The 11,901-nt window shown below is 42.1% G+C and carries 10 protein-coding genes and 1 rRNA gene; all 11 read right to left on the bottom strand.

The genetic code is table 11. From position 1 onward, the window contains the following. Positions 1 to 70: ribosomal RNA gene (locus BLV86_RS09215) — 16S ribosomal RNA — on the bottom strand; the annotation flags it as partial. 382 nt (positions 71 to 452) lie between these two features. After that, positions 453 to 1,376, bottom strand: a complete 924-nt coding sequence (locus tag BLV86_RS09210; RefSeq protein WP_090816439.1) for an AEC family transporter — start codon at positions 1,374 to 1,376, stop codon at positions 453 to 455. 274 nt (positions 1,377 to 1,650) lie between these two features. Then, the gene (locus BLV86_RS09205) at positions 1,651 to 2,058 is read right to left on the bottom strand and encodes a hypothetical protein (RefSeq protein WP_090816437.1); all 408 of its coding nucleotides are present in this window, start codon (positions 2,056 to 2,058) and stop codon (positions 1,651 to 1,653) included. A 149-nt stretch (positions 2,059 to 2,207) separates the two neighbouring features. Continuing rightward, on the bottom strand, positions 2,208 to 2,312 hold the full coding sequence (locus tag BLV86_RS18635; protein WP_139297904.1) for a hypothetical protein: 105 nt from the start codon (positions 2,310 to 2,312) through the stop codon (positions 2,208 to 2,210). 29 nt (positions 2,313 to 2,341) lie between these two features. Continuing rightward, positions 2,342 to 2,752 carry a LysR family transcriptional regulator gene (locus BLV86_RS09200; protein ID WP_049962285.1) on the bottom strand — a complete coding sequence of 137 codons (411 nt, stop codon included), beginning with the start codon at positions 2,750 to 2,752 and terminating at the stop codon, positions 2,342 to 2,344. 223 nt (positions 2,753 to 2,975) lie between these two features. After that, complete coding sequence (locus tag BLV86_RS09195) at positions 2,976 to 4,151, bottom strand: isocitrate/isopropylmalate family dehydrogenase (RefSeq protein ID WP_031549408.1); 1,176 nt, start codon at positions 4,149 to 4,151, stop codon at positions 2,976 to 2,978. A 279-nt stretch (positions 4,152 to 4,430) separates the two neighbouring features. Next, on the bottom strand, positions 4,431 to 5,303 hold the full coding sequence (locus BLV86_RS09190; RefSeq protein ID WP_031549405.1) for a LysR family transcriptional regulator: 873 nt from the start codon (positions 5,301 to 5,303) through the stop codon (positions 4,431 to 4,433). Positions 5,304 to 5,565: 262 nt separating this feature from the next. After that, positions 5,566 to 6,825 (bottom strand): SLC13 family permease, encoded by a 1,260-nt coding sequence (locus BLV86_RS09185; RefSeq protein WP_031549403.1) that lies wholly within the window; start codon positions 6,823 to 6,825, stop codon positions 5,566 to 5,568. Between the two features lie 121 nt (positions 6,826 to 6,946). After that, complete coding sequence (locus tag BLV86_RS09180) at positions 6,947 to 7,999, bottom strand: lactonase family protein (RefSeq protein ID WP_031549401.1); 1,053 nt, start codon at positions 7,997 to 7,999, stop codon at positions 6,947 to 6,949. 145 nt (positions 8,000 to 8,144) lie between these two features. Beyond that, on the bottom strand, positions 8,145 to 10,115 hold the full coding sequence (locus BLV86_RS09175) for an aconitate hydratase (protein WP_090816436.1): 1,971 nt from the start codon (positions 10,113 to 10,115) through the stop codon (positions 8,145 to 8,147). Between the two features lie 352 nt (positions 10,116 to 10,467). Next, positions 10,468 to 11,865, bottom strand: a complete 1,398-nt coding sequence (locus tag BLV86_RS09170) for a CitMHS family transporter (RefSeq protein ID WP_090816434.1) — start codon at positions 11,863 to 11,865, stop codon at positions 10,468 to 10,470. Positions 11,866 to 11,901: the final 36 nt, after the last annotated feature.

The raw sequence follows: 11,901 nt of genomic DNA, 5'->3' as shown, positions 1-11,901 counted from the left end.
CTCGTTCGACTTGCATGTGTTAGGCACGCCGCCAGCGTTCATCCTGAGCCAGGATCGAACTCTCATATTAAATACGAAAGAGATTTCTCTCTTTAAGTTCTTCCCGTTCAAAACTAAGCTTGGCTTCTGTTTTGTCCGTTTTCTTTACTGCGATTGTATTTTCGCTTTAGACCTTTTTGGTCTCGCTTCAGATCTCTTAGATCTTCTGCTTCTGAATCTTCTTTATAGAATCTTCAGGGTCTGTGTATTAATCGATCTTTGATTTTCAAGGTTCTGTTAGTTCGCTCTCTTGAGCGCTCAGTTAATATAGCAATTTGAGAATGAGATGTCAAACACTTTTTGAAATATTTTTTGTCTTTTTTCATTTCACTTTTTTCACATTTTATAACATAGAAAAAGAAGGCTTGCCGATGAATATCAGCATACCTTCTTTAAATATTTGTCGTGATCATTCATGTAAAAACTGCTGCCACTATCATAACCCATACAGGCAGGACTACCAAACTGAGTATGGTTGAAAATACCACAATATCTGCTGCAAAATCCACATCACCGTCATACTGGCTGGCTACTACCGCTGTCATGGAAGCCGCCGGCATTGCTGCAAGGACGATTGCTACACCTGCTGCCGTTTTTTCCATTTGTACAGCATAGCAGCATGCCATAACCGCTGCCGGTATTATCACGAGTCGTATCGCCGAATATAAACAGCTATATTTAGTCACAAGGCTTTTAAAACCGCTTTCCGCTAAGTTTATCCCTAGGAACATCATGGTAAGTGGCGATGTCATATTGCCAAGATTCTGTATCGTGGTTGTAATGCATAAAGGGAACTGAATCTGCAGAAACATTATAATGATTCCCAGCCACACCGCAATTATGCAGGGATGCTTCATGATCTTTTTAATAACTGTTTTGGTATCGGGAGCTTCAGTGAAGTATGAAAGTCCTGCCGACCACATTACTATTCTTTGTGGTATGACATACAATGCTGAATATAGTAATCCTAAAGCACCATATACTTCCCCGGCAATGGTATTACCCAGAATTCCCGAATTGGACGCAACCGTTGCATACTGGAATACCATCTTCTTTTTTGCAGGCAGCCAGTTATAACAATAAGCTGCTGCAACGGCAAGCAGAATCTGTATAACAACAGAGGCAACAAGCATCATCGCCCCCTGCTTAATAATCTCAGGCGTCATGGATATCATAAATGCTTTCACAATATTGCATGGTAAAGCTACATATACAATCAACGACGTTAACACCTTCTTTGATTCACCTTTTACAATACCGAACCTTCTTATAATGTATCCTGTCGCCATCTCCAGAAACATTACTGCCTGAAGATCGATCAAAGATTTTATGTTCATAATGTTTAGAACTCCTTAGTATTGACTACAAATGAAATCATAACATAAATTGTGACTTAGTATCAGTTTCATGCCATATCGAATCATTATAAATGTAATAACCCGAATTATCTATTTGTAACCTTACTGATATGTTCTTTAAGTCGAACCCATAATGATTATTTACATCTAAATACATGAACTAAAAATCAAAATATCCTTATATGTGGCGCTCATCTGTTTACGCTTGTTTTGAGCATAATATAGACAAAACCCAGATACAGTTATGATCGTATCATTGATGAGAATCACTTTCTGTCAGTTCGCTTTTTAACTGATTAACCGCTTCGGAAAGACTTGTGATAAGACGGGCATGAGTCGGGTTGCAGAGCTTGGTTGCTCCTGACATTGATATCTGCGCCAGAACAATCTGATCATACATGACATCAAGTTCCATAACCTTTTCGGCAACTATACGATCACACTCACTCATATTTCCTTCCTGCGCTGCTTTAAAAGCTTCAGGCACCGTATACATATCGACTTCTTCCGGCATTCCATTTTCCTTTCTTATCTTCCCCATGAGGTTTCCGTCAAGGTAATTCACCACCTCATAATCCGGTTCATTTTCTTTTATATACTGAGTCATTGGCTTAACAGCATTTTCAGTTATGCTCACTAAAGCTATTCTCTTATTAGACATTTATATTCCCTCTATCCTATCGGATTTTAGTATCTAACTCGCAGATGCAACTCTATTCAACTATTTAAACGCTGTTTTATATTCTTCCCATCAATCCCTAAATCTATAAGAACAAGCAAGTCCTGCAAAGACTGCCCACATATTTTAATTCAGGATTCTGATGTGATTTTCACCGCTCTTTCAAAGAAATCCGCCTGACCAAATCCACCGGACTTTAACACTATGCGGAGATCTTTATTGTCCAAAGGTGTCATGACAGGAACTCCGGGGACTACGCATTTTCCTATATAGAAAGCACTACAAGACTTGATTTCTGTTCATTGGTCCGTATATCTATACCCGGATACTTTTTGTGAAATTCAGGCATGATATAGGGCAATATATAAGAAGCTCTGGCGTGGGAAAGACCTAAAGTGATAACCCCTGACTTATTCTCTGTGATCTCTGAAACCTCTTTTTTCATTTTTTTATCCAGGTTCAGAATCATCCTGGCGGTTTCATAATATTTTTCACCTGCAGGAGTAAGTGATATGGGATTAGTACTCCTGTTGAAAATCTTTGCACCCAACTCCTCTTCAACCCTTGCGATATAATGGCTCAAAGACGGCTGAGAAATATAAAGTTCTTCTGCTGCCTTTGTGAGATTCCCAAGCTCTGCGATTTTCAGCACGTATTTGTATTCTTTATATTCCATATCCTTTAATCCTCAACTTACTAAAAAAGGTTCTGTATGAACCGTCCGAAATATTAATCCGAAAAGAGCGTTCATACAGAACCACATTATTTGCTTGAATATTTACACTTTTAAACTATCACTACGATAGTACATCCTCATCTATAAATGAATGTATATAGCCGTTTATATCCGACATACAGATTACAGATCCGGCTGACACTAAATAAAATGCCAATTACCATCAACCCTCAAGACCCTTTATTGTATCAATAAGGTAATCTGTAAACTCTTCTGTTGAAGCATCCTTTGTCTCTGTTGTCAGAACGATCTTCTTCTCAGTAACGGTTGTGATGTCAAGAGCCTTATCAAGGATAGCCTTTCGATCAGCGTAACCGATGTGTGCCATCATCTCGCCCATTGCACGGATAAGTGAGCATGGGTTAGCATAATGTCCGCGTCCGTGACTCATAAGATATGGCGCTGTTCCGTGGATAGCCTCGAAGAGAGCATACTTGTTTCCGATATTGGAGCTTGAAGCTGTACCAAGTCCACCCTGATGCTCTGCTGCAACGTCAGTTACGATGTCACCATAAAGGTTAGGAAGAACAACTACTTCCATGTCCTTGTTGAACTCAGGATCCAGCATCTTGGCAGCGGTTGCATCAACCAGCTTGTCATCTACGATGATGTCCGGATATTCTTCCTCACCTATTCTATGAACAGTCTTTACAAAGTTACCGTCAACAAGTTTTACGATATTGGCCTTTGTAACAACTGTTACATGCTTCTTACCATTCTTGCGGGCAAACTCAAAAGCAGCACGAGCGATTCTCTCTGCACCGGGCTTTGTAAGAACCTTGAAATCGATGGCAAGGTCTTCATTAACCTCTATACCCTTATTTCCAAGGATGTACTCACCCTCAATGTTCTCACGGAAGAAAGTCCAGTCAATGTTTCTGTCCGGCATCTTGATAGGACGAACAGCTGCAAAAAGATTAAGGCCTCTTCTGAGAAGTGAGTTTGCAGAAAGAAGGTTTGGCCATGGATCGCCCGGTCTCGGAGTTACAAACGGACCCTTTACAAGAACATCACACTTTTTGCACTCTTCCATAACATCAGCGGGGAGAGATTCATTAAGCTCTGATCTTCTCTCGATTGTCATGCCTTCGATTATGTGGATTTCAACTTTTCCTGAAGCAATCTCATCCTTAAGGAGCTCATTAACTACTCTTAATGCCTGCTCCATTATGATAGGTCCGATTCCGTCTCCAGGAAGGATACCGATCCTGATATGATCAAGCTTTGAAAAATCCTTAATCTCACTGTCCTCTTTCATGGTCTCTATACGAGCAAGCTCTGCTCTGATGAGATCTCCAAACTTAGCTTCAGCTGCCTTGATCTGTTCTTCTGTACCCATAGATTCCATCTCCTTTTTTGCTCTAAACTCAACTAATCGTGTAATACCAACCCTCAGCTTATGCTTATGGCCGGTACTTAATTTGTATAAAATTTAACAATCATTCACGTCGTTCCTTTTTTGTCTGTATTTAAATTATATGTGATGACTGATATATAGTAAAATATATATATGGTTATGTATAACATATGATTTTATCTATGTTATAGCTACTATTAAAGCCCCTCCTTATCCACATTTCATGAATATGAAGAGGTCTTTATTTCAGAAAGTGACGCATCACTTTATCTTTACATTTTTATCCACATAATCTATCAGTTCATCCACTATGGCTCTTCTGTTCTTTTCCTTTTTGTATATGAACCAGGTTTTTCTTGATACACTGCTGCCGTCAGGCTTCAGCATTGGCTGAAGTGTCAGATTATATTCATTAACAAAATTATCCGGCAGGAAGCAAAGAAGGTATTTATTTCCTGAAGAAATATTCCTAAAAGCAAATTCTATATAACCTACATCCTCAGTCGCTTCAGGAATCATTGTGCCGAACTGCTCCTGCCACCAGTCTGCAATCTTCTGCACGGTTTTACTGTTAGTCTGATAAGCAATACGCTCCATGCGAGGTAAATCTTCAATCCGAACCGGATCCTTGGAAACGATATATCCCGCAGTGTGATCTATCAATTCGTGGTAGACATTATCAATATAATCGGATCGGATAAATGCAACATCCAGTTTTCCCTCCATAAGCATATGATAAAGCAGGTTACTTTGCCTGTTTACAACGCGAATGCTTACATTGGGATGTGCCTTTATAAAACCATCAAGATCATCATATAAAGAGTACTTTGTATAGGTATATGCAGAGCCTATTATGATATTCTCTTTAGTCTGTTCCTTTATGAGTCTTAGCCCTTCAAGCACCTCATTCTCAAATGCAATATGCTTGACGGATTCTTTGTAGAGGAACTCCCCCTCTTTTGTAAAGACAACTCCCAATGGTGTACGTTCCACTATCTTGCAATCCAGTTCCTGCTCCATGATCTGAAGTCTCTTTGTGATGGCAGATTGAGACTTATACATCATTGCAGCAATTTTCGTTATACTCTGTGTCTCATGTAATGCGTTGATTATTCTCCAGTCGCTGTCTTTCATAAATAACTCCCGTTCTATTCAAAATAAAAGAAACCGATTCCAATTAATGTTAATGTATTTAATCCATATTACCTTCAGTTTATAACTGATTTCCTTACAGATTATTTATTCATTATCTTAACATGTATGCTCGCAATATAGCACAAAGTCCCCAAAGGAAAGAAGCTCTTTTATCCTCTTTCCCTTAGGGTTTTATATCACCTTTTTATATTATCTTCCTTACAGGACGTAAGGCAGAACTTAAAATCCCACATTATTAAAATCAGCCTACTGCCACTGCGTAAACTCCGATGATTGCAAGCACCGCAAGAAGTGCCATAGCTATAAATGCAACCGCAAAAAGTTCTACAAAAATCTTCTTTGAAGGGAAGCGTTCTTCTGCATTTTCCTGCTGGGCAACACCTGCCATCATGAGGGCTCCGGCAGTAGATATAGGTGAATAACCGGTAACTGTTCCACCGATAACTATAGCGGCACAGATTTCAACCGGATTTGCGCCAAGGGCTGTTCCAAGCTCACCGGCGGTAGGGATAAGTGTCGGGAAAACCACTCCCAGCCCGGAACTGAAGAAGGACATTACGCCGGCAAGTATTCCCATACCGCAGGAGGCTGTCTTTGCAGAAAGAACCTTTTCAAGGCCTTCCACCATCAGGTCTATTCCACCGGAAATTGAGATAATATTCATAAGAATACCAACACCTATTACCATGAAGATTACATTCCAGGGTACTGCCTTAAGGGCTTCCTTATCCTTTCCTGCTCCGAGGAGAACAAGAACAACGCCAATGGTAAAGCCCGCGAAGCCAACATTAAAACTGAAGAACAGGACACCGACAGCCAGTACAAAAAGTCCAATAAGCGATGCTATCTGATGCATATTAAGCTTTGGAAGTTCCTCTTTTACGGATGATACAACACTTGTGTCAGGCTTATATCCTTTGTAATAAATAAACAGAATAACCGAAAGGATAATGCAGGTAATGGCGAGTGCTATCATGAGCGGAACTGTATTGCCATCGATTCCCTGCTGCTCCATAAGATCACGTACAACTGCAGCCTCAGGTGTAAGAGGAGACATTCTTGTAGCCTGAACGCCGAGATCTCCGATACAGGAAAGCATGATAGGGTTAATGCCTACAGAGAGCGCTATGGGAATTGCTATAACAGGCATGATTGCAAGGCAGGGAATAGCTCCCGGACCAACTGCGCTGAGTACTGCGCCGATAAAAAAGGTGGCAATGCATATGACTACAGGATTGGTGCCCACCAGATGAATGATCTTTTTGGCAGTCAGTTCCAAAGTTCCGTTGGCCTTTACAATTCCGAAAAGGAATGTGATACCTGCCATTTGAAAAAACAGTGACGTACTGAAACCTTTAAGAAGGTCCTTTGAACTAACATTAAATAAAAGTCCAAGTATCATTGATAGTGCAATGCTCACGATACCAACATTCATATTTTTAAAGTATCCAAGCGCTATGGCAACAAGAAGTGCCAAAAGTGAAATAACCGCCAAATTCATAATTTTCCTCCATAGATTAGTGAAAGCCATATTCATCCAGGCTTGTACCTAACTCTTCAAATAAGTGTGATAGTTGATTTTTAACTATTGCCTTTTTTTAATATGAAAATTCTTTCGTATATCAATCCTTAAACACTATGCAAACAGGACTCTCAGTGTGAATGATATTCCCTGTGTAATACATCTGCCCCCTTGCTGCATCAAGAGTGAATTCCACGATAGTATCGGAGTCTTCATTGGCAACGTAAAACTTTGAATAATCTTTATTGAAGGTCATGAATCTGGGCGTAAGCCCAAGAGTCGGATACCATCCGAGAGTCGATATATATCCGGTATCCTGGTTTACTCTGTAAAGCACTATGGACTCATGCATTCGGTTGGATCCGATAAGGATTGAACCATCCTGATTGAGAAGTGATGCACTTGCCTGTCCGTCACCTGTATACGTCTCCGGAAGTGTAGGAAGATACTGTCTCGGAGTAAGCTTTCCTGTTTCAGGATCAAAGGCAAAATACTCCATTGTATTTCCCCATTCATTAATGAGGTATGCCCACTTGTTGTTGGGATGTATAGCTATATGACGAGGCTCTGCGCCCTTTCTTGCCTTGAACTCATCTGTCTGTGTAAGGCTTCCGTCCTCAGCATTGAACTTAAGAACCTTGACCTGACCATAGCCCTGATCTCTTCCCTGATAAACAACAAAAAGGTAAGTCTGTGTCTGATCCCATATGCACTGGTGAGCGAAGGAGTGGCTGCCTTCTTTGATACCTGGCGCAAAATGAACAAACACTATATCTCCAAGTGAGCCATCATCGTTTCTTTTGATAACATACACTCTTCCACCCTGAAGAGTCGCAACCAGAAGATACTGATTGGTCTTATCCGGCGTGATAAATACAGGATTCCTACCATCCACAGTATCGATGGTGTTGATATGCTCCAGAGTATGGTCTTCTTTGATTCTGTAGCTTGAAACCTGAGTGAAATCCCCATGAACTGAATAGAGGTATTTTTCCTCCAGGTCCATGCATTGATAGGACGGGTTGTCCAGAGTTTTCAGGGTTTGGATCTCCTTCCATTCACCCGTACGATCATTGATTTCAAATACTCTTAATCCTTTTCCACGTGCATTTCGTAATTCCGTGGATCTGCAGCCAACATACGCGTAACTCATAAAAATCTCCTTCACTAATTTCATATGATGATGTGGCATTTTACATAAACAGTACTTGGGCTCACTTGTCATCCTCATGCCACAACTTCTCTTTTTACACGACATTGCATATCTTTCACGCTCACAATGCCACTGCAATATTTACTTATTCCTCTATTATTCCCTGATCCACCAGATGCTGCTTCAGATGTCTGAGCTGTCCTCCATCAAGAATGGTTTCCATTTCGGCGTCTGAAATCTCAAGCTTACAATCAAAACTTATACCCTTTGTCTTGTCACGGACGGTGACCTTTCTTGTCTTGATCTGCTCAGGGAAGTTGTCTATTTCAAGTTCATCCAGAAGCTCAAGCTTGTCGTAATCCTCATTGTTCATAAAAAGCATGGGCACGATGCCATGGTTTATGAGATTACCTTTATGGATGCGGGCAATGCTCTTGGCAATAACACACTTAACGCCAAGGTACATAGGATTGATGGCTGCATGCTCACGGGATGAACCCTGACCATAGTTCTCACCACCGATGATGATGGACTTTCCGAGGTTTCTCGCTCTCTCGGAAAACTCAGGATCATAACGGTTGTAGCAGTACTTTGACATGAGAGGGATGTTGGATCTCATGGAAGAGAACTCAGCTCCGGCAGGGGTAATGTCATCGGTAGAGATATTGTCACGACCCTTAAGAGAGATTCTGCACTGAAGATTCTTTTCCGGCTTCTCAGGTACAGGCAGGCTTGCGATGTTCGGTCCCTTAACTACTTCTATCTTTTCAGCCTCTTCCTCAGGAAGCGGCTTTATGAGCATGGAATCGTCTACGAAATAGTGATCCGGTTCATGGACCTCTGCCAGTTTCTTCACATCGTCTCCCATAACATCCCAGGCTGATGCAAATGTTCCCTTAATGGCAGTAGCTGCTGCAGACTCAGGTGAAACTAAATAAATATTGGCATTTGGTGAACCTGCGCGACCACGGAAATTACGGTTTGAAGTACGAACTGCGATACCGTTTGTAGGAGGAACCTGTCCGATGGCACAGCATGGGCCGCAACTAAGCTCCATGATACGTACGCCGGCGTCAACCAACATATCAAGGTATCCGTCCCTCATAAGCTGTTTCAGAATCTGCTTGCTGGCAATACCTGCGGTGCACTGGACATTCTCATCTACATGATGGCCCTGCATTACAAGAGCTGCCTTTGCAAAGTCAGAATAGGATCCGTTTGTGCATGAGCCCATAAATACCTGATGAACCACCGGATGCTCCTTGAGAGAACTGATGGGAATAACATTGTCCGGCTGATGAGGAAGAGCTATAAGCGGCTCAAGAGATGAAAGATCAAGCTCCATTACCTCATCATATTCAGCATCAGGATCCGGTCCCATCTCAATAAATTCATCACCTCTGTCCTGAGCTTCCATGAATTTCTTAACCACATTATCAGCAGGGAATATGGAAGTGGTTGCTCCCATCTCTGCACCCATGTTTGCAATGGTTAATCTCTCCGGAACCTCGAGGGTTTCAACTCCCGGTCCCACATATTCGAATACCTTTCCGAGACCGCCCTTGATGGTTACGCGGCGAAGCATTTCAAGAACAACTTCCTTGGCATTTACACCCGGACGGAGACGGCCAGTAAGATTAACTTTAACTACCTTGGGCATCGTTAGTCTCATGGGAAGACCGGTCATAGCAGTAGCAACATCCATACCACCAACACCGATTGCAAGAGATCCTACAGCACCGCTTGAAGGCGTATGTGAATCTCCACCCATAAGGAGCTTTCCAGGAGCCGCAAATCTGCAGGTGTGGACCATATGACAGATTCCGTTACCTGGTCTTGATACATAAACTCCATACTTCTCAGCCGCAGTGCGAAGATAGATGTGATCATCCGGCGTTTTAAAATCTATATAAAGAAGGTTATGATCAAGATTTGAAACCGAGATCTCTGTACGTGCTCTCTTGAGTCCTATCTGCTCAAATGCAAGATAAGTCATAACCGCATTTATATCATGTGTAAGTGTCTGATCAACTTTTACAAATACATCCTCTCCCGGCGTCATGGACCCTGATGCAAAATGTGACTTTATTATTTTTCTGGTAAGTGACTCTCCCATTCTTTTCCTCCTGAAAGTTAATCATTTCTTCCGATATTCTGATTTTAACTTCTAACCCTTTGGCAGAAGAAATATAATAAGCTCATGATGCCATTCCAAAAAGTGATGCCCCTCCAAAATAAAAGAGTCCTCAGGTATGGTTCTCATGGTTAGAAACCGTTCCCGAGGACTATAGAACATATGTCATGCCGAATGTCCGGTTGATGTACTTTCCCATAAAGCAAAAAAGCGCCTCCGATTTCTCGGAGACGCTTTTTTGTAAGGGGGGGCAGCCCCCCACACTTACAAAATTCTTAATTGAGGTTTTCGACAGTCCGGCAAACTGTCAGAAATGGTCAATGATATAAATTCATCAGATAGGCATAAGGCCGATTGCTACAGCGAAGAGCATGCAGATGATTGAGAAAGCCCAAACATATCCGAAGGATGCCTTGATGTGATCCTTGATATCAACCTCGGCAACACCGACACCAAGAAGTGTAGCAGGTACCATAGGGCTGATGAAGGTAGCACAGTTACGGCAAACAACCATTGCGATTGCGATTGGAAGTGCATCAAGTCCGAAGGATGCGCCGATGGCGATCATAACAGGAAGCATTCCGTAGAAGTAAGAATCTGTATCAAATGCAAGAGCAAGAGGAACAGAAAGGATACCGATAACAAGTGGAAGATGAGTTCCGAGTGATGCAGGAAGGATCATAGTGATGATCTCAGCCATGTTTGAAACAACAGATGTGATCTGCATCTCAACACCCGGCTTAGCGATAGCTGCTGCGCCGTCAGCATTGAAACCATAAACAAGGATACCCATAAGTACAGCTGCGCCCATAAGTGTTGAACACATCATAAGAGCAGGACCTGCATGACGGTTGATGATCTTCTTCTGCATCTTAACAGGTGTGTAGTTAACAAGGATTGCTGCTGCAACACCAAGCATGAAAGGTACATAGCTTGGGAACTGATCCCAAACAAGAAGTGCGATAACTGCGATTGTAAGGCAGATGTTGAATACGAAAAGCTTAGGTCTTGCAAGCTCATTGTCCTGCTTGATCTCTGCACCTTCCTCAGACTCCTCAACTACAGCTTCCTTGGCAAGCTTACCGTTAAGTCCGGCACCTCTTGCTTTCTCCTGGAAACCTGCAAGAACAGCATGTCCGAGACAAAGAACGATACCGAAGATCTGGATAGGAATAATGGTTCTCCAAAGCTGTCCTGCCTCAACACCAAGAACTGATGCAGCTCTCATTGTAGGACCTGCCCATGGCATAAGGTTAAGAACACCCATTGAAAGAACGGCACATCTGAGAAGGGTTGTCTTTCTCATATGCATCTTCTTGTAAACAGGAAGCATTGCAGGAACTACGATAAGGAATGTTGAAGCTCCGCCACCGTCAAGGTGTCCGATAAGAGCGATAACGGCTGTCATAACAGTTACGCCGATAACATTGTCACCTACAAGCTTCATAAGCTTATCGATGATTACGTCAAACATTCCGGCATCAGTCATGATACCAAAGTAAAGCACTGAGAATACAAACAGTGCGGCGGTTGCTCCGGTACTTCCGAAACCACCCTTGATGAGCTTTCCGATCTGCTCGATATTATAGTATCCGCCAAGCACCAGGATCAGTGCAAGGATAGACGGGAATACGATGAACGCGATACTAGGAATAGTTTTGCTCTTAAAGAGCGTTACGACGATGGCAATGATCGTCAGAAATCCAAGAATACCAACTACGGTTGTACTCATTGATTTTCCCCCTTTGAATTTTAACTGAAACGAAGC

It is taken from the genome of Oribacterium sp. KHPX15 (assembly GCF_900107835.1).
In the GTDB taxonomy this organism is placed as follows: domain Bacteria; phylum Bacillota; class Clostridia; order Lachnospirales; family Lachnospiraceae; genus Oribacterium.
The sequence above is the reverse complement of the archived record's forward strand: the minus strand, read 5'-3'. Positions and strand labels throughout refer to the sequence as shown.